19 protein-coding genes are annotated in these 17272 nt (G+C 71.5%); 13 read left to right on the forward strand and 6 right to left on the reverse strand.

Annotation, left to right across the window (positions count from 1 at the left end; translation table 11 throughout):
* Positions 1–594 carry a winged helix-turn-helix domain-containing protein gene (locus ACQP2F_RS01045; protein ID WP_433299808.1) on the reverse strand — a complete coding sequence of 198 codons (594 nt, stop codon included), beginning with the start codon at positions 592–594 and terminating at the stop codon, positions 1–3.
* Between the two features lie 175 nt (positions 595–769).
* Here ACQP2F_RS01045 and ACQP2F_RS01050 point away from each other — a divergent pair, with 175 nt between their 5' ends.
* Together ACQP2F_RS01050 and sthA are read left to right on the forward strand one after the other, a co-directional pair.
* Complete coding sequence (locus ACQP2F_RS01050; protein WP_433299809.1) at positions 770–1162, forward strand: hypothetical protein; 393 nt, start codon at positions 770–772, stop codon at positions 1160–1162.
* Between the two features lie 75 nt (positions 1163–1237).
* Positions 1238–2641, forward strand: coding sequence for a Si-specific NAD(P)(+) transhydrogenase (sthA, locus tag ACQP2F_RS01055; RefSeq protein ID WP_433299810.1), 1404 nt, complete (start codon positions 1238–1240; stop codon positions 2639–2641).
* 16 nt (positions 2642–2657) lie between these two features.
* Here sthA and ACQP2F_RS01060 read toward each other — a convergent pair whose 3' ends face one another.
* On the reverse strand, positions 2658–3284 hold the full coding sequence (locus ACQP2F_RS01060) for a L,D-transpeptidase family protein (RefSeq protein ID WP_433299811.1): 627 nt from the start codon (positions 3282–3284) through the stop codon (positions 2658–2660).
* A gap of 360 nt (positions 3285–3644) precedes the next feature.
* Between ACQP2F_RS01060 and ACQP2F_RS01065 the strand changes: the two genes are divergently transcribed.
* Together ACQP2F_RS01065 and ACQP2F_RS01070 are read left to right on the forward strand one after the other, a co-directional pair.
* Positions 3645–4280 (forward strand): CGNR zinc finger domain-containing protein, encoded by a 636-nt coding sequence (locus ACQP2F_RS01065; protein ID WP_433299812.1) that lies wholly within the window; start codon positions 3645–3647, stop codon positions 4278–4280.
* A gap of 89 nt (positions 4281–4369) precedes the next feature.
* The gene (locus ACQP2F_RS01070) at positions 4370–5149 is read left to right on the forward strand and encodes a zf-HC2 domain-containing protein (RefSeq protein ID WP_433299813.1); all 780 of its coding nucleotides are present in this window, start codon (positions 4370–4372) and stop codon (positions 5147–5149) included.
* A gap of 312 nt (positions 5150–5461) precedes the next feature.
* Here the strand turns inward: ACQP2F_RS01070 and ACQP2F_RS01075 are convergent, their stop codons facing one another.
* The 3 genes from ACQP2F_RS01075 to ACQP2F_RS01085 form a co-directional block, all read right to left on the reverse strand.
* Positions 5462–5695: a hypothetical protein gene (locus ACQP2F_RS01075; RefSeq protein WP_433299814.1), complete on the reverse strand. Its 234-nt coding sequence runs from the start codon at positions 5693–5695 to the stop codon at positions 5462–5464.
* Positions 5696–5749: 54 nt separating this feature from the next.
* Positions 5750–6199 (reverse strand): large conductance mechanosensitive channel protein MscL, encoded by a 450-nt coding sequence (gene mscL, locus ACQP2F_RS01080; protein ID WP_433307291.1) that lies wholly within the window; start codon positions 6197–6199, stop codon positions 5750–5752.
* Positions 6200–6308: 109 nt separating this feature from the next.
* On the reverse strand, positions 6309–6662 hold the full coding sequence (locus ACQP2F_RS01085; protein WP_127500198.1) for an STAS domain-containing protein: 354 nt from the start codon (positions 6660–6662) through the stop codon (positions 6309–6311).
* Positions 6663–6824: 162 nt separating this feature from the next.
* On the opposite strand from ACQP2F_RS01085, the gene ACQP2F_RS01090 reads away from it, so the two are divergent.
* The 9 genes from ACQP2F_RS01090 (at position 6825) to ACQP2F_RS01130 (ending at position 15193) form a co-directional block, all read left to right on the forward strand.
* A complete protein-coding gene (locus ACQP2F_RS01090; RefSeq protein WP_433299815.1) occupies positions 6825–7673 on the forward strand; it encodes an STAS domain-containing protein in 849 nt (282 codons plus the stop codon).
* A gap of 1 nt (position 7674) precedes the next feature.
* On the forward strand, positions 7675–8100 hold the full coding sequence (locus ACQP2F_RS01095) for an STAS domain-containing protein (RefSeq protein ID WP_433299816.1): 426 nt from the start codon (positions 7675–7677) through the stop codon (positions 8098–8100).
* Positions 8097–8501, forward strand: a complete 405-nt coding sequence (locus ACQP2F_RS01100; protein ID WP_433299817.1) for an ATP-binding protein — start codon at positions 8097–8099, stop codon at positions 8499–8501. Before ACQP2F_RS01095 ends, ACQP2F_RS01100 begins: the two co-directional genes overlap by 4 nt.
* A complete protein-coding gene (locus tag ACQP2F_RS01105) occupies positions 8498–9529 on the forward strand; it encodes a SpoIIE family protein phosphatase (RefSeq protein WP_433299818.1) in 1032 nt (343 codons plus the stop codon). The genes ACQP2F_RS01100 and ACQP2F_RS01105 overlap by 4 nt, the downstream gene beginning before the upstream one ends.
* Positions 9526–10872: an ATP-binding protein gene (locus ACQP2F_RS01110; RefSeq protein ID WP_433299819.1), complete on the forward strand. Its 1347-nt coding sequence runs from the start codon at positions 9526–9528 to the stop codon at positions 10870–10872. Before ACQP2F_RS01105 ends, ACQP2F_RS01110 begins: the two co-directional genes overlap by 4 nt.
* Entirely contained in the window at positions 10869–12398 is a 1530-nt protein-coding gene (locus ACQP2F_RS01115; protein WP_433299820.1) for a SpoIIE family protein phosphatase, read from the forward strand. The genes ACQP2F_RS01110 and ACQP2F_RS01115 overlap by 4 nt, the downstream gene beginning before the upstream one ends.
* Before the next feature lie 64 nt (positions 12399–12462).
* A complete protein-coding gene (locus ACQP2F_RS01120; RefSeq protein WP_433299821.1) occupies positions 12463–12999 on the forward strand; it encodes a PadR family transcriptional regulator in 537 nt (178 codons plus the stop codon).
* Positions 12996–13685, forward strand: coding sequence for an ABC transporter ATP-binding protein (locus ACQP2F_RS01125; RefSeq protein WP_433299822.1), 690 nt, complete (start codon positions 12996–12998; stop codon positions 13683–13685). The genes ACQP2F_RS01120 and ACQP2F_RS01125 overlap by 4 nt, the downstream gene beginning before the upstream one ends.
* Positions 13682–15193 (forward strand): FtsX-like permease family protein, encoded by a 1512-nt coding sequence (locus ACQP2F_RS01130; protein WP_433299823.1) that lies wholly within the window; start codon positions 13682–13684, stop codon positions 15191–15193. Before ACQP2F_RS01125 ends, ACQP2F_RS01130 begins: the two co-directional genes overlap by 4 nt.
* On the opposite strand, the gene ACQP2F_RS01135 is transcribed toward ACQP2F_RS01130, so the two are convergent.
* Entirely contained in the window at positions 15190–17268 is a 2079-nt protein-coding gene (locus ACQP2F_RS01135; protein WP_433299824.1) for a S9 family peptidase, read from the reverse strand. The two genes, ACQP2F_RS01130 and ACQP2F_RS01135, sit on opposite strands and share 4 nt — an antisense overlap.
* Positions 17269–17272: the final 4 nt, after the last annotated feature.

Below are 17272 nucleotides of genomic sequence, written 5' to 3' on the forward strand. Positions count from 1 at the left end.
TCAGCCTCCGGTGGCGGTCGGCCGCAGCGGGACGGCGACCAGCGTGACGTCGATCGGCACCGCATCGGCCGGCCGGCTCGCCGGGTCGCCGATCGGACGCCGCCGGACCAGCGGGTCGATCAGCGCGAACCAGGCGTCGGCCAGCTCCGCCATCTCGTCGAGGGTGAGGTAGACCAGGCTCTGCGAGACGCCGGTGTGCTCGGTCCAGCCCGGGTCCTCGTCGGCGCGGCGCTGCTGCCAGTCGGTGAGGTAGGCGGCGCTGCGCTCGATCAGGATGCGCTCGAGCGCCTCGGCCGCCTCCTGCGCGTCGATCGACTCGCCGGGCTCGAAGCGATTGGACGTATGGGTGACCCGCCACGGCCGCTCCCGGTTGTCGCCGGCGTCGGCATGCTCGACGTAGCCGTATTTGGCCAGCTGGCGCAGGTGATGGGAGGCGAGCGCCTGGCTCACGCCGAGCTGGCGGGCGGCCTCGGCGGCGGTGATCGAACCCTCGCGTCCGACCAGCGCGTGCAGTTTGAGTCGCAACGGGTGGGCGAGGGCCCGCAGCGCCAGCGGGTCGCCGACGACATGCCGATCGGCCGATTCCAAAGACATGCTTGGAATACTGCGTCCGTCGATGGAAGATGTCAAGCAAGTGCTTGGAATCCACATCAGTCGGGTTAGCCGGATCGGCCAGTTCCGGGAAATCCGCTGGTCAGCGAGCCGAAAGCCGGTCACTATCGTTCCCGTGGAATACGGGGCCGAACAGTTGAGCGCGGGGTTTCGCGCCATGAACATGCTCGCCGGGTTCGTCCGGCGAGGCGGGCGTCCGGTGGGGGTGACGCCGACGATCCCGCTGCGGGCGGCCGAGACGCAGTACGGCTGGTTCCCGGTCACCGTCGACGGCGCCGACCGCCGGATCGCCGTCATCACCAGCCAGCGCTTGGTCGTCTCCGGTGTGGACCACCCGCTCTCGGAGGTCGTCCGGGTCCGCCCGGTGCCGGGCGAGTGGTCGGTCGAGCTCGACTTCGCCGGACGGCCGCCACTGGTGCTGAGCGGGCCGTGGGTGCCGTGGATGAGCGTGGTGATCTGCGCCGAGCTGTACGGGACGGCCTGGCCACCGGTCGCCGGTGTGCCCGCGCCGCGCCGCCGCCAGGTCGCGGTGTGCCCCAGTCAGCGGTGACCTTCGGCTGACGATGCGAAAAAAGCTGATGGCCGCCGTAGACCGGCGAGCCCGGCGGCTGCGACGCTAAGCGATGTGTATGACTACGACCTGTTGGTACTGGGCTCCGGGCCCAGCGGGCAGAAGGCCGCGATCGCCGCGGCGAAGCTGGGCCGCCGAGTCGGGGTGGTCGACCGCCGGGACATGATCGGCGGGGTCTGCATCAACACCGGCACCGTGCCGTCCAAGACGCTGCGCGAGGCGGTGCTCTACCTGACCGGGCTGAGCCAGCGGGACCTCTACGGGTCGAGCTACCGGGTCAAGGACGAGATCACCGTCGCCGATCTGGCCGCCCGCACCCAGCACGTGATCAGCCGGCAGACCGACGTCATCCGCAACCAGCTCTCCCGCAACCACGTGCAGATGATCACCGGCATCGGGCGGTTCGCCGACGCGCACGCGATCTGGGTCGACGGCGGCAGCGGCCGGGAACAGAAGATCAGCGCCGACAAAATCATCATTGCGGCCGGTACGCGTCCCGCCCGTCCCGACAGCGTGGACTTCGACGACCGTACGATCGTCGACTCGGACGGTGTGATCAACCTGCAGGCCGTGCCCCGCAGCATGGTCGTGGTCGGCGCCGGCGTGATCGGCATGGAGTACGCGTCACTGTTCGCCGCGCTCGGCACCAAGGTGACCGTGGTCGAGCGGCGCGAGAAGATGCTCGACTTCTGCGACGACGAGATCGTGGAGTCGCTGAAGTACCACCTGCGCGACCTGAGCGTGACGTTCCGGTTCGGCGAGGAGGTGGCCGCCGTCGAGAAGCACGCGACGGCCGCGCTCTGCATCCTCAAGAGCGGCAAGAAGATCGTCGCCGACACGGTCATGTACTCCGCCGGGCGGCAGGGCCAGACCGACGACCTGAACCTGGCGGCCGCCGGGCTCGCGGCCGACCGGCGCGGGCGCATCGAGGTCGACCTCAACTACCGCACGGCGGTGGAGAACATCTACGCGGTCGGCGACGTGATCGGTTTCCCGGCGCTGGCCTCGACCTCGATGGAGCAGGGCCGGCTGGCCGCGCACCACGCCTGTGGGGAGTCCGTGCGCGAGATGGGCTCGCTGCAGCCGATCGGCATCTACACCATCCCCGAGATCAGCTTCGTCGGTAAGACCGAGGACGAGCTGACCGATTCGTCGACGCCGTTCGAGACCGGCATCGCCCGGTACCGGGAGCTCGCCCGAGGGCAGATCGTCGGTGACTCGTACGGGATGTTGAAGCTTCTGGTCGCTCCGGACGACGGAAAGCTGCTGGGCGTGCACGTCTTCGGGACGGGCGCCACCGAGATCGTCCACATCGGGCAGGCCGTGATGGGGTGCGGCGGTACGGTCGACTACCTGGTCGACGCGGTTTTCAACTATCCGACGCTGTCGGAGGCGTACAAGGTCGCGGCCTTGGATGCCTCCAACAAGATCCGCAACATCACCCGGATCGACGGCTGACTTCAGGCGTTGCTTTTCAAGCGTTGTAGACCCAGACCTTGGTCTTCAGCGGGATCTTGTTGGTCGCCCAGATCCAGTTGATCGCCGCGTTCGAGAGCCGGGCGCAGCCGTGCGAGGCCGGGTAGGGCGGGATGCTCGGCGAGCCGTGCACCGCGATGCCGCCGTTGAAGTACTTCGGCCGGTAGAGATCGCCGAGCGGGCCGTGCCGCATGCCGTCGATCTGCCGGCCGACCTTGAAGTGGCCGGTCGGGGTGTCGGCGAGGTACGTCTGGCCCTCGTACTCGTAGTGCTGGTTCGAGCCGGTCGAGGTGTTGAGCGTGGCTACCACCTCGCCGTCCTTGACGAACATCAGCAGCTGCTTCTTCAGGTTGATCTCGACGAGGTAGCCGCTGCCGGCCTTCGACTTCGCCTTCGGCCGGACGCCGGCGTCGAGCGCCTTCTGGGTCTTCGGGCCGACGGTGCCGTCGCGGCCGATGCCCGCCGCCTTCTGCAGCGCGAAGACGGCCTGCTGGGTGGTGCCGCCGAACTTGCCGTCGACCTTGCCGTTCCAGTAGCCGAGATCGGTCAGCCGCTGCTGCAGCGCGAGGACCGCCGGACCCTTCGCGCCGACCTTCAGCTTCTGCGGGTTCGCCGTCGGGGTCACGGTCGGGGCCGGCGACGCGCTGGGACTTGCGCTCGGTGACTCGCTCACGCTGGGTGACGGCTGCGCCGACGTCGGCGGTACGCTCGGAGCTTGCGCCCCGGTTTGCGAGCCTTCATCCGAGTTGCAGCCCGTCGCGAGCGTGAGTGTCGCCGCGACCGCGATCGCAAGCGTCAGAGCCTTCCGCACCATGCGCTCCTCCTGTCCCACAGAGGATCATTGCCGAAAACGTCTCACAATGACCACCGGATGCGTTTTCACGTTCGCATCGCCTTCTTATCGTTACCGGCCGTGGCAAGCGCCCGGCAGGGATCGAACGAGTGGTGGACGCGGTCATGAAAAAGAGTCAAGTACCCTTCGGCTATGTCTTGGATGGCCAGCGCCCGGCACGGCGTACGCGAAGCCCCGGCCGGGCTCGCGCTCGTGCAGGATCTGCTGAACACCCGAGCGACCATGCACTACGGCGCTGACCTGCTGCTCAACGCCGATGACGCCCAGCGCTGGCTGACCGAGTCGCTGGCCACCTGGTCCCGGGTCTCCGGCCTGCCGGCGCCGACGCTGCTGATCTCGTCGACCGATCTGCGGTCTTTGCGGCGCCTGCGCACCGCGTTCGAGAACGTCATCCTCGCCGCCGGCGACGGCCGTCACGACGGTGCCCTGCCGCCGGCCGACGTGCCGGTCAGCCTGGTGCCCGACGCCGACGGCTGGGTGCGGATGGTCCCGACCGGCCGCGGCACCCGCTGGCTGGCCTCGGCGCTGTGGGCGGAGGCGCTGCTGGCCCAGCAGGCCGGGCTGTGGCCGCGGCTCAAGCTGTGCCACAACGCCGACTGCCGGGCGGCGTTCTTCGACACGTCCCGCAACAACAGCGGCGTCTGGCACGACGTCTCCACCTGCGGCAACACGGCCAACCTGCGCGCCTTCCGGGAGCGGAAGAGGTTGCTGGGCGGTAGCGGCGCCCAGCCGGGGAGGCCGCAGTTGCCCGGGCCCAGCATGCGCTGAGCGCCTCTCCCGGCCGGCGCGCCGCGGGCGGGAACTTTGCGGGCGCGGCGCGCGACTATGGGTACATGGCTTGTGAGCGGTGGCGCGAGATGCTGTCTGCGCAGCTGGACGGCGAGGACGACCCGGCCGGCCGGCCGCTGGTCGACGAGCACCTGGCCGGCTGCGCCGGATGCCGGGAGTGGCTCGACCAGGCGGCCACGGTCAACCGGCTGACCCGCATGGGGGTGGGCGCCGCGCCCGATCTCAGCGCCAACATCCTCGCCGCCATCGCCAATGCCGAGGGCCCGAAGCCGGCGCCGGCCGGGCGCCGGGGGCGCTTCCCGTGGGCGACGGCGCTCTACGTCGCGCTGGCCGGGGTGGGTGCGGTGCAGTTGATCCTCGGACTCGGACAGGTGGGCGGCGGCGTGGCCGGCACCCACGTGCACGCGCCGGGGCTGGACGCGACGCCCGGCCACCTCTGGCACGAGTCGGCGGCCTGGAACGTGGCGGTCGGCGCCGGGTACCTCTTCATCGCCCTGCGCCGCAGCCGGCCTTCGGGGCTGGTGCCGATGCTCACGGCGTTCGTCGGGATGTTGCTGCTGCTCTCGGTCAACGACCTGACCGGCGGTCGGGTCGACGCCACCCGGCTGGTCAGCCACGGCTTCGTCATCCTCGGATATCTGCTGGTGGTGGCGCTCTCCCGGATTCCGGGCGGTTTCGCGGCGCCGCCGGGGGTGCGGGCCACCGGCGGCTGGTCGGGCTGGCGGGCGCGCTTCGGCGACGGGGACGAGGACGGGGAGGCGGCCTCGCCGGCTTTGCGCCCGGGCTTGCGCCTGGTGCCCCGAGGTCCGATGACCGCGGAACACGCCGAGGATCGCCCGGCCGCCTAGGCGCCGGCCAGGCGAGAGGAAGGGCGCGGAAGAGAGTGCCCGGCCGCGTAGGCGCCGGCCAGGCGAGAGGAAGGGCGCGGAAGAGAGTGCCCGGCCGCGTAGGCGTCGGCCAGGCGAGAGGAAGGGCGCGAAAAGAGCGCCCGGCCGCGCGGCGACGCCGGCGGGCGCGGCGGAAGCGCGTCGCACGCCAAAAACGCGCCGCGCGCACAAAGAAGCCAGCCTCCGGAGAGGCTGGCTGGCGCTGCGGCGTGCGGCGACCGCCGGGGTCGGGTGGGCCGGCGCCGGCGAGCGGGCGGATAGGCAACCGAGGCCTCAGCGAGCCGGCGGGCGGATGGAGAGCTCGCGCCAGTCGTCGGGGCCGGCCAGGAGGGCGCGGACGGTGTCCAGGGCCGCTTCCTCGCTGTCGTACTCGAAGAAGTGCGAGACGCCGTCGGCGCCGCCCGCGCGCTGCTCCACATACCACTGGTCGCCGCTCACCCGCAGGTATACGTCTTTGCGGGCGATGCGGCCCCACTTGCCGTTCCACCAGTGCTTACGCTGCTCCATCCCGGCACTGTATCGAACATTTGTTCGAGACGGAGCGGGTCTGGATGATCTTTTTCAGCGCGGCGGTTCCTGGGTGCGGTTCAGGATGTCGTTCACCGCGCTGCCGCGGGCGCCGGACGCGGTGGCGTCCTGGGCCAGCAGGTCGCGGATCTGGGTGAGCAGCACGATGTCCTCGCTGGGCGCCTTCGGCGGCGGCTCCTCGCCCCGGCGGCGGCGCTCGGCCAGCGCGTTGAGCGGGAAAACGACCAGGAAGTACAGAACGGCCGCCGTGATCAGGAACGTGATGATCGCGTTGATGAACGTGGCGTAGTCGAAGACCACGCCGCGGACCTTCCACGTACCGGCGTTGACGCCGGAGCCGCCGCTGATCAGCTGGATCAGCGGCTTGATGAAGCCGTTGGTGAAGGCGGTGACCACCGCGGTGAACGCGGCGCCGATCACGATGCCGACCGCGAGGTCGACTACGTTGCCGCGCATGATGAAGTCTTTGAAGCCCTGGAAGATCTTGTTCACGAGCACACTCCAGCACGCCGAGAGGGGGATTCGTCGTCCGGCAGCAGGTGCCCACCACCGGTCGGCGACAAACTACGCCGATCGGGGTAAGAGGAGAAAGTCAGTCGAGGGCCGGCTCCTGCGCGGTGACCGCCTCGTCGACCGTGGGATAGGTGCGCAAGACCTCGACCAGGCCGCTGACCTCGAGGATGCGCAGCACCCCGCGCTGCGGCGCGGCCAGCCGCACGGTGCCGCCGGCGTCGTCGGTGCTGTTCTTGGCCCGGACGAAGACCGACAGCCCGGTGGAGTCACAGAACGAGACCTCGGCCAGGTCGAAGACCAGCCGGGTGCGCCCTTTCTCCAGCAGGTCGCTGATCTGGTCCTGCAGCTGGGGCGCTGTGGCCATGTCGAGCTCGCCCGCCACCGACACGACAACCATGTCGGCGCGCTGTTCCGTTTGTACCGTCAGGGACATTCAGGACCTCCAGATATGTGCTGAACGGTACTCCAGGTCACCACGGATCGGCAGGACGGGGCACGCCGATTGTGACCTTGGCGCTTTAGTTGGCTTAGGGCAACTATCCAACCAGCCGGTGATAGAGTCCGCGCGGTTGCGTACCAAGGTAGGGGAGTCAGCGTGGCGCTGAGCGCGGAAGAGGCAGGTCGCTTCGCCGTCCTGCTGGAGGAGAACGAGGCCGCCCTGGTCGGCGAGTGGACCGATCGGGTCGCCGAGGGCCTGCGTGGCCGGTTGAGCCGCACGGAGCTGCAGCGGCAGACCACCGACCTGCGTAAAGGCTTCCAGCTGGCCTTCGCCGGCGGCGCCACCGACCTCAACGACGAGTCGGCCGCCGAGCTGCGTGCCCAGCTCAGCGAGCTGTCCGGCAGCCGGGCCCGGCAGGGCTTCAGCGCCACCGAGACCGCGGTGAGCATCTACGCCTTCAAGGATGCGCTGCTCAGCGTGATGGACGGCAGCGAGGGCGGCCACCTGCGCGACTATGTCGCCCTTTCGAGCTTCGTCGACCAGGCCGCGCTGTTCACCTTCGACACCTACGTGCGCGTACGGGAAGAGCTCATCGCCGACCAGGCCGAGCAGCTGCTCGAGCTCTCCACCCCGGTGGTCAAGCTGTGGGAGGGCGTGGTCGCCGTCCCGCTGGTGGGCACGCTCGACTCGGCGCGAGCCCAGGTGGTCATGGAACGGCTGCTGCAGACGCTGGTGGACACCGGCTCGCCGTACGCGATCATCGACATCACCGGCGTGCCGGCCGTCGACACGCAGGTCGCGCAGCACATCCTCAAGACCGTGGTGGCCGCCCGGCTGATGGGCGCGGACTGCATCATCTCCGGCATCCGGCCGCAGATCGCCCAGACGATCGTGGCCCTCGGCATCGAGTTCGGCGACATCGCGACCAAGGCGTCGCTCGCCGACGCGCTGCGGTACGTGCTCGGCAAGACGGGGCAGAACGGCCGTAAGCCCAGGGAGCGCTGACGTGGAGCGGGTTCCGGTCCTCAAGATCGGCGACATCCTCCTGGTCTCCATCCAGATCGACATGGAGGACCAGGTCGCCCTGCAGCTGCAGGAGGACCTCGCCGAGCGGATCGTGGCGACCGGCTGCCATGGCGTGATCATCGACATCAGCGCGCTCGACATCGTGGACTCGTTCGTGGGCCGCACGCTGGCCTCGATCGCCTCGATCTCCCGGGTGCTGGACGCGGAGACCGTGGTCGTCGGCATGCGCCCGGCCGTGGCGATCACGCTGGTCGAGCTCGGCCTCTCGCTGCCCGGCATCCGTACCGCCCTGAACGTCGAGCTCGGCATGGAGCTGCTCGAGCGCCACCGGGACGACGACGGGGACGCGGAGCACGACGACGCCGACGACGAGGACGCCGGCCCGGCAGCGGTGCCTCAGTCGTGAGCGACTCGGTCGAGCGGATCGAGGTCACCTCCGACCAGGACGTCGTGCGGGTACGGCAGCTGGTGCGTACGGTCGCCGTGGCGGTGAAGCTGTCCCTGGTCGACCAGACCAAACTGGTGACGGCGGCGAGCGAGCTGGCACGCAACACCCTCGTCTACGGCGGTGGCGGCGCGGTCGAGGTGACCCGGGTCGACAACGGCCGCCGGCAGGGCATCCGGATCGTCTTCGCCGATGACGGCCCCGGCATCGCCGACCTCGATCTGGCCCTCACCGACGGCTATACGACCGGTGGTGGCCTGGGGCTAGGGTTGAGCGGCGCCCGGCGGCTGGTCGACGAGTTCGAGATCGACACGGCCGTGGGCAGGGGAACGACTATTACCGTCACCAAGTGGTGCCGATGAGCGGAGGCACGGTGGCGTCGCTGCCCGAGGGGCTCCTGGACGGGGGAGTCTGGTTCCGGGTCGAGGCGGCCGCCACGGCCTCTGCTGCCCGCCGCACGGCCGAGCGGCTGGCCACCCAGCTCGGGCTGCCCGAGCAGAAGAAGGCGGACCTGTCGATCGTGACCGCCGAGGCGGCCGGCAACCTCGCCAAGCACGCCGACGAGGGCGCGCTGCTGGTCCGTGCCGTCCGCACCGCGCAGGACGCGGGCGTCGAGATCGTCGCGCTCGATCGCGGACCCGGCATGGCCGACCTGGCCCACTCGGTCGGCGACGGCCACTCCACGGCCGGCACGCTCGGCATCGGGCTGGGCGCGATCGTCCGCCAGGCCTCCTGGTCCGACCTGCATTCGGTGCCGGGCAAGGGAACCGTGCTGGTCGCCCAGGTGTGGGCGGCCGGGCTGCCGCCGCCGGCCTGGGCCGCGGGGCTGACCCGGCCGCTGACCGGGGAGCCGGTGAGCGGCGACGCCTACGCCGTCCGCGAGGCGGACGGCCGGCACCAGGTGCTGATGTGCGACGGGCTCGGGCACGGCGGCCTCGCCGCGGCGGCCTCGCACGAGGCGGTACGCGTCTTCGCCGAGACCCCACCGGTGCCGCCCGCGGCCGTGGTCGAGGCGCTGCACCGCAAGCTCAACCACACCCGCGGCGCCGCGCTGGCCGTGGCCGAGCTCGACCCGGAGGCCGGCCTGGTCCGGTACGCGGGCCTGGGCAACATCGCCGGCACGGTGCTGAGCCCGGACGGCGCCCGCCGCGGGATGATCTCGCTGCCCGGCATCGCGGGCCATCAGCGCCGCCAGATCCGGCAGTACGACTATCCGATCGCCCGCGACGCGATCGTCCTCATGCACAGCGACGGCGTGGTCGACCGCTGGAACCTGGTCGACTATCCCGGCCTGCTGTCGCACTCGCCCGCCGTGATCGCCGCGACCGTGCTCCGCGACGCCGGGGTCCGCCGCGACGACGCCGGGGTTCTGGCGGCGCGCTTGCCATGAGCGAAGCCGCCGAGCCGTTGACCCGGATGCGCCTGCGGGTGGAGCAGGACATCTTCGTCGTGCGCCAGCTCGGCCGCGAGGTGGCCCGCGCGGTCGGCATGGAACAGCAGGACCAGACCCGGATCGCGACCGCGCTCAGCGAGGTGGGCCGGGTGATGGTGGCCGGCGGGCACGCGGCGGAGGTGACGTTCGTGGCCGAACCGAACGGGGTACCTACTCTGCGGGTGACGGTGGTGGATCCGCTGCCCGGCGGCGCGGCCGACGTCGGCGCGCAGCTTGGACAGGTCGGCCGCCTGGTCGACACTTTGGAGGTCGACGATGGCGAAGCCGGTACGGTGGTCCGAATGGCTCGACGGTTGCCGGCGGGAGCGCCGAGGCTGACCGCGGAACGCATGGACGAGATCCGCGCCGGCCTGTCCGAGCATGTGCCGGGCACGCCGCTCGACGAGTTGAGCGTCCAGAACCAGCAGCTCATCGCCGCCCTCGACGAGGTGCGGGCGCAGCGTGACGACCTTGCCCGGCTGAACGCCGAGCTGGAGGAGACCAACCGCGGCGTGATGGCGCTCTACCACCAGCTCTCCGACGAGCTGGAGGAGACCAACCGCGGGGTGGTGGCGCTCTACGCCGAGCTCGACGAGAAGTCGGTGCAGCTGCGCGCCGCGAGCGAGGCCAAGAGCCGGTTCCTGGCCAACGTGAGCCACGAGCTGCGCGCCCCGGTGACCGCGGTGATCGGGCTGGCCCGGCTGCTCAACGACCCGGCGTCCGAGCCGCTCACCTCCGAGCAGCGCCGCCAGGTCGAGCTGATCAGCGGCTCGGCGACCGACCTGCTGGCCCTGGTCAACGACCTGCTCGACCTGGCCAAGGCGGAGGCGGGCCGGATCGAGCCGGAGTGGGCCGAGGTCGACCTGCGGGCCGTCTTCGCGCAGCTGCGGGGGACGTTGCGGCCGCTCGCCACCCGGCCCGAGGTCGACTTCGTGGTCGAGGAACCGCCGCTGCCGACCCTGCGCACCGACGAAGTGCTGCTGACCCGGGTGCTGCGCAACCTGCTGACCAACGCGATCAAGTTCACCGCCGCGGGCGAGGTGCGCCTGGCCGGCCGGCTGGTCGACGGCGACATCGAGTTCGTCGTGTCGGACACCGGCGCCGGCATCCCGGCCGAGCTGCACGAGCGGATCTTCGAGGAGTTCTACCAGGTCCCGGGCAGCACGGCGATCAGCGGCAAGGGCACCGGGCTGGGACTGCCCTATGCACGGCGGCTGGTCGGGATCCTCGGCGGCGGCCTGCGGGTCGAGTCCGAGCCGGAGGTGGGCAGCACCTTCACGGTACGGCTGCCGGCGTCATGAGCTCGGCCACCGTCCTCGTCGTGGACGACAGCGCCACCAAGCGCTATCTGCTGGTCAGCTGGCTCACCCGGGCCGGCTTCACGGTCCGGCAGGCGGAGACCGGCGGCGAGGCGCTGGCGATGCTGCCCGGCTCCGGCGTCGACCTGGTGGTGCTCGACGTGAAGCTGCCGGACATGAGCGGCTTCGACGTCTGCGAGAGGATCAAGACCGATCCCGCGTACGGCGTTCTGCCCGTGGTCCACGTGTCGGCACACGCGGTCGACGTCGGGGACCGCACCCAGGGCCTGAACCGGGGCGCCGACGCGTACCTGGTCGAGCCGATCGAGCCGGACGAGCTGATCGCCACCTGCCAGGCCGTCCTGCGCTACTACTCGGCCCGCCGCCGGGCCGAGTTCCTGGCCGCCCGCCTGGTCCGCCTGGCCGAGGCCACCCTGGAGATCAACTCGGCGTCCACCCTGCCCGGCCTGCTCTCCGCGGCCGCGGCCGGCGCGCACGACATCTTCGGCGACCCGGTCGTCGTGGTGGCCGAGAGCGCCGACGGCAGCAGCCTGGCCGCGTACGGCTCGCCGCCGCAGGTCCGCCCCTGGTCGCCGACCGAGCGCAACCTGTCGGTCGGCTCGCTGGTGCGCACCGACCAGCCGGAGGATTGGGACGTGGTCCAGTGGCCGCCGGGCGAGGCGGTGGCGGTGGCCGGGGCCCGGCTGCGCATCGACCGCCCGCCGGTCTACGTGGCGGTGGCCAGCAGCGCGCAGACCCCCGGCTTCCCGGTGCTGCGCCAGCTCTCCCAGGCGGTGGCGGCCGCGGTCGAGGCCCAGCGGTCCTACGACGAGGAGCACCGGATCGCGGTGACGCTGCAGCGCAGCCTGCTGCAGTCGCGGCTGCCCTCGGTGCCCGGCGTGGAGATGGCGGTGCGCTACATGCCGGCCGGCTCGCAGACCGAGGTGGGCGGCGACTTCTACGAGGTCACGACCCTCGGGGGAGGGCTGTTGGTGGCGATCGGCGACGTGGCCGGCCACTCCCTGCACGCGGCCACGGTGATGGCCGAGGTACGGCACGCCGTTCGCGCGTACGCGGTCGAGGGCCACTCGCCGGGCCGGGTCCTCGACCTGGTCAACCGGTTCATGCGCACGGTCCTGCCGGCCGACTCGGCGACGGTCTGCCTGCTCACGCTCGACCCGGCGACCGGCGCCGTGCGGATGGCCGGCGCCGGCCACCTGCCGCCGCTGCTGCACACCGCGGACGGCGTCACGTTCTTGCAGCCGGGCGGCGCGCTGCTCGGCATCAACGCCCGGCGCCCGGCCGACCTCGAGTTCGTGCTGCCGCCCGGCGGCACGCTGGTGCTCTACACCGACGGACTGGTCGAGCGCCGGGACGCCGACATCGACGTCGGGCTGGCCGCGTTGCAGCGGGCATCGGCCCAGGTCGAGGACGAGCTCGACGACTTCTGCGACCGGCTGTTGCTGCAGCTCGGCGCGGCCGGGCAGGCCGACGACGACGTCGCCGTGGTCGCGCTGCGCCGCGTCTGAACTTTCCCGAGCCGCCGATCGAAACCCTTGACGACGGCTATTCACTCATTGAATAGTGGTCGCCATGTCCACGGCTCACGTCCTCCTCGGCCTCCTCGCCGGCGGCCCGCGGCATGGCTACGAGCTGAAGCGGGCGCACGACGAGCGCTTGCCCCAGGCCAAGCCGCTCGCCTTCGGCCAGGTTTACGCCACCCTCGGCCGGCTCGAGCGGGACGGCTACGTCGTCGAGTCGTCGCAGGAGCGTGAGGGCGGCCCCGACCGGACGTCGTACGCGCTGACCGACGAGGGCCGCCGGCACCTCGACGCCTGGCTCACCACCGTCGAGCCACCCGCCCCCTACGTAACGAGCGAGCTGTTCAGCAAGGTCGTCGTGGCGCTGCTCGCGGCCGACGCCGAGCGCGCCCGTGACTACCTGGTCGCCCAGCGCAGCGCCCACATGGGCCGCATGCGCGAGCTCACCACCGCCAAGACCGCGCCCGGTGCGAGCGTCGGTGACGTCGTCGCCGCCGACTTCTCCCTCGGGCACCTCGAGGCCGACCTGCGCTGGCTCGACACCACGCTGCACCGGGTCGCCGACATGCAGAAGGAAGTGACGAAGTGAGCGCACTGCTCAGCGGTACCGGGATCGTCCGCACCTACGGCGCCACCCCGGCGCTGCGCGGCGTCGACCTCGAGGTGGCGCCCGGCGAGATCGTGGCCGTCACCGGTCCCAGCGGCTGCGGGAAGTCGACGCTGCTGCACTGCCTGGCCGGCATCCTGCGGGTGGACGCCGGCACGGTGACCTACCGCGATCAGGACATCGGGCTGTGGTCCGAGGCGGCGCGGTCGCGGCTGCGGCGCACCGAGTTCGGCGTGCTGTTCCAGTTCGGCCAGCTGGTGCCCGAGCTCACCGCGGTCGAGAACGTCGCCCTGCCGTTGCTTCTCGCCGGTTCGGGGCGGCGAGAGGCACGGCAGGCGGCGCACCTCTGGCTCGAGCGGCTGGGCGTGGCCGAGCTCGCCGAGCAGCGGCCCGGGGCCATGTCCGGCGGCCAGCAGCAGCGCTGCGCGGCGGCCCGGGCACTGGTCACCGAGCCGCGGGTGCTGTTCGCCGACGAGCCGACCGGCGCGCTCGACGTGCTCACCGGCGAGCAGGTGCTGGGCGAGATCGTCCGGGTCGCCCGCGAGCGCGATATGGCGGTCGTCCTGGTCACCCACGAGACGACCGTCGCGGCGTACGCGGATCGCGAGGTCGCCCTGCGCGACGGCGTCCTCGACCCCACCGGGCTCGGCCTGGGCGTGATCCGGTGAGAGCACCCACACTGGCCCGCCTCGCGGTTGCCGGCAACCGCACCGACGTGCTGCGGACCGTTCTCACCGCGGTGAGCGCCCTGCTGGCGACGTTCGCGATGCTGTGCGCGGCCACCGTCGCGTCGATCCAGGGCTGGGCCGTCCGCTACACCAACGCGCTGCTGGCCGAGCCCGGCCTGCGCCCCGGCGTCGCCGCCACGTTCGTGCTGGTCTCGCTGCCGGTGCTGGCCCTGGCCGGGCAGTGCATCCGGCTCGGCGCCCCGGCCCGCGACCGGCGGCTGGCCGCGATCCGGCTGGCCGGCGCCACCCCGCGCGAGGCGACGCTGATCGCGACCGCCGAGACCGCCGTCGCGAGCCTGCTCGGCAGCGTGCTCGGGCTGGCCGTCTACCTGGTCGCGCGGGGCGTGCTCGGCCGGGGTGACCAGCACACGCTGCCGACCGACGTGCTTCCGCCGGCGCCGGTCATCGCCGTCCTCGTCCTGCTCGTGCCGGTGCTGGCGGCCGCGGTCGGGGCGGTGCTGATGCGCCGGGTCATCGTCACCCCGCTCGGCGTGGTGCGGCGTATGCGCACGCGCGGGCCGCGGCCGTGGCCGGGCCTGCTGATCGCATTCGGGCTCGCGCTGTCCGCCGTGCCGTTCTGGGCGATCCAGCACGACGGGCCGACCTGGCTGTCGCGGCTGGTGGGGAGCCCGTCCCGGAACCTGACCTACACGCTCCTCGGCGGCGGGACGGCGCTGACGATGGCCGGCGTCGTGCTCGGCGTCGGGTGGATCTCGCATACGGCCGGGCGGCTGCTGCGCCGGTACGGCCGCGGGCCGGCCACGCTGCTGGCCGGCCAGCGCCTGATCACCGACCCGTGGAACGGCAGCCGCACGATGGCCGCGCTGCTCGTCGCCGTGATCGCCGGGTCGGTGGCGCTCGCCTACCGGGCTCTGCTGGCGACGAACTTCCTCTACTACGACCTCTACAACCGCATGATGGGGCACACCGACGGCGAGGGTATCGGCGCCGGCGGCGACCCGGAGTTCTACTTCGGCGCGATCCGGCTGGTCATGGTGGCGGTCGGGCTGAGCGCGGCGGTGGCGGCGGCCGGACTGCTGGTGGCGGTGGCCGACGGTGTCGTCGCGCGGCGGCGGACGTACGCCTCCCTGACCGCGACCGGCGTTCCCCGCCGCACCCTCGCCGCCGCCCTGCTCTGGCAGACGGCGACGCCGATGGTCCCGGCCCTGCTGCTGGCGCTCGCCGCCGGCGACGCCCTGGTCCGGCTGATCCAGACCGACTTCGACCTGCGGGCCGAGTACGAGAGCTGCATCGCCACGCCCGAGACCGCGAGCCAGTGCGTGCCGCTCGCGACGTTCCACGCGCCGGGGATCCTGCGGGTGCCGATCCCCTGGGGCGACCTGAGCCTCCTGGGCGGCGGCGCCCTGCTCGGGGTCCTCGTGGCGGTCGGCGCCGGAGTGCTCGTGCTGCGCTCCAGCACCGACCTCGAGGAGCTGCGGATCGGTTAGGCCAGGCCCATCACGTCGAGGGACCACGCGATCACGAAGGCCTCTTCCTTCCACGAGTCGTACCGGCCGCTCGGACCGCCGTGCCCGGCGCCCATCTCGGTCTTGAGCAGGTAGGTGCCGTCGGGCGCGGTGGCCCGCAGCCGGGCGATCCACTTGGCCGGCTCGTGGTAGAGCACGCGGGTGTCGTTGAGGCTGGTCACCGCCAGGATCTTGGGGTAGGCCAGCTTCGCGACGTTCTCGTACGGGCTGTACGACTTCATGTAGGCGTACACCTCGGGCGACTCGATCGGGTTGCCCCACTCCTCCCACTCGGTGACGGTGAGCGGCAGCGACGGGTCGAGGATCGAGGTCAGCGGGTCGACGAACGGCACCTGGGCGACGATGCCGGCGAAGTCCTCGGGTGCGATGTTCGCGATCGCGCCCATCAGCAGGCCACCGGCCGAGCCACCGCGCGCCACCAGCCGCGACGGCGTCGTCCAACCCTTGGCCACCAGGGCCTCGGCGCAGGCGACGAAGTCGGTGAAGGTGTTCTTCTTGCTCAGCATCTTGCCGTCCTCGTACCACCGGCGGCCCATCTCGCCGCCGCCGCGGATGTGCGCGATGGCGAAGACGACGCCCCGGTCGAGCAGGGACAGACGGGCGATCGAGAAGTACGGGTCGATGCTGTGCTCGTAGGAGCCGTAGCCGTACAGCAGCGCCGGCGCCGTGCCGTCCCGCTGCACGCCCTTGCGCGCCACGATCGAGATCGGCACCTTGGTGCCGTCCCCGGCCCGCGCCCACTCCCGGAACTGCTCGTAGTCGGCCGGGTCGTAGCCGCCGAGCACCGGCTTCTGCTTGCGCAGCGTCATCTGCCGGGTCACCAGGTCGACGTCGTAGACCGACTCCGGCGTGACCATCGAGGTGTAGCTGATCCGGACGGTGCCGGTGTCGTACTCCGCGTTGCCGGTCAGGCCGACGCTGTAGAGCGGCTCCGGGAACGGCATGTCGTACGAGTCGGTGCTGCCGTCGCCCATGACGCGCAGCCCGGTGAGGCCGTCGCGGCGCTGCGAGATCACGATGTGCCGGGCGAAGGCGTCGACCGCCTCGAGCCGGGTGCCGGGCTGGTGCGGGATCAGCTCGACCCACTCGCCGGGGCTGTCGGCCGACGTGTAGGCCAGCGCGAAGTCCTCGGCGTCCTTGTTGTGCAGGATCAGGAAACGGTGTCCATGGTGCTCGATCGAGTACTCGACGCCCTGCTCCCGCTCCCGGATCACCACCGGCTCGCTGGTCGGCGACTCGGCCGGGATGACCCGTACCTCACAGGTGATCTTGCTTTGGGTGTCGATGACGATGAACTTCTCGCTGCGGGTGAGCTCGACACCGACCCAGAAGCGCTCGTCCGGCTCCTCGTAGACCGGGACGTCCTCGGCCGCCGGGTTGCCCACGGTGTGCCGCCACACGCGGTACGGCCGCCAGGCGTCGTCGACGGTGATGTAGAACAGCTCGCTGCCGTCGGCCGACCACGCGGTGCCGTAGAACGTGTCGGGCACCTCGTCCGGCAGCACCTCGCCGGTCGCGAGGTTCTTGATCCGCAACGTGAAGCGCTCGTCGCCGGCGAAGTCGGTGGAGTAGGCGAGCCAGTTGCCGTCCGGGCTGACGTCGAAGGTGCCGAGCGCGAAGAAGTCCTTGCCCTCGGCCAGCGCGTTGCCGTCGAGCAGCACCTCCTCGCCGGGCTTGTCGTCGTCCATCGGCGGGTCGGTCTCGCCGGGCTTCACCGCGACCCGGCAGTGGATGCCGTACTGCTTGCCCTCGACCGTGCGCGTGTAGTACCAGTACGCGCCCTTGCGGCCGGGCACCGAGAGATCGGTCTCCCGGGTGCGGCTCTTGATCTCCTGGAAGACGGTGTCGCGCAGCCCGGCCAGGTGCTCGGTCGCCCGGTCCGTCCAGGCGTTCTCGGCCTCGAGGTAAGCGATGGTCTGCGGGTCTTCCTTGTCGGCGAGCCACGCGTACTCGTCGGTCACGGTGTCGCCGTGGAAGGTTCGCTCGCTCGGTACCTGGCGGACCGTGGGCGGCGTGTCGGGCTTGTCGGAAGTCACGGAC

This window comes from Actinoplanes sp. CA-030573 (genome assembly GCF_050951115.1).
GTDB lineage: Bacteria > Actinomycetota > Actinomycetes > Mycobacteriales > Micromonosporaceae > Actinoplanes.

What these genes read in the sequence shown, in the direction of transcription:
- ACQP2F_RS01045 (WP_433299808.1), bottom strand. Translation starts at nt 594, where the DNA reads ATGTCTTTGGAATCGGCCGATCGGCATGTCGTCGGCGACCCGCTGGCG.
- ACQP2F_RS01050 (WP_433299809.1), top strand. Translation starts at nt 770, where the DNA reads ATGAACATGCTCGCCGGGTTCGTCCGGCGAGGCGGGCGTCCGGTGGGG.
- ACQP2F_RS01065 (WP_433299812.1), top strand. Translation starts at nt 3,645, where the DNA reads ATGTCTTGGATGGCCAGCGCCCGGCACGGCGTACGCGAAGCCCCGGCC.
- ACQP2F_RS01070 (WP_433299813.1), top strand. Translation starts at nt 4,370, where the DNA reads ATGCTGTCTGCGCAGCTGGACGGCGAGGACGACCCGGCCGGCCGGCCG.
- ACQP2F_RS01075 (WP_433299814.1), bottom strand. Translation starts at nt 5,695, where the DNA reads ATGGAGCAGCGTAAGCACTGGTGGAACGGCAAGTGGGGCCGCATCGCC.
- ACQP2F_RS01085 (WP_127500198.1), bottom strand. Translation starts at nt 6,662, where the DNA reads ATGTCCCTGACGGTACAAACGGAACAGCGCGCCGACATGGTTGTCGTG.
- ACQP2F_RS01105 (WP_433299818.1), top strand. Translation starts at nt 8,498, where the DNA reads ATGAGCGGAGGCACGGTGGCGTCGCTGCCCGAGGGGCTCCTGGACGGG.
- ACQP2F_RS01110 (WP_433299819.1), top strand. Translation starts at nt 9,526, where the DNA reads ATGAGCGAAGCCGCCGAGCCGTTGACCCGGATGCGCCTGCGGGTGGAG.
- ACQP2F_RS01115 (WP_433299820.1), top strand. Translation starts at nt 10,869, where the DNA reads ATGAGCTCGGCCACCGTCCTCGTCGTGGACGACAGCGCCACCAAGCGC.
- ACQP2F_RS01120 (WP_433299821.1), top strand. Translation starts at nt 12,463, where the DNA reads ATGTCCACGGCTCACGTCCTCCTCGGCCTCCTCGCCGGCGGCCCGCGG.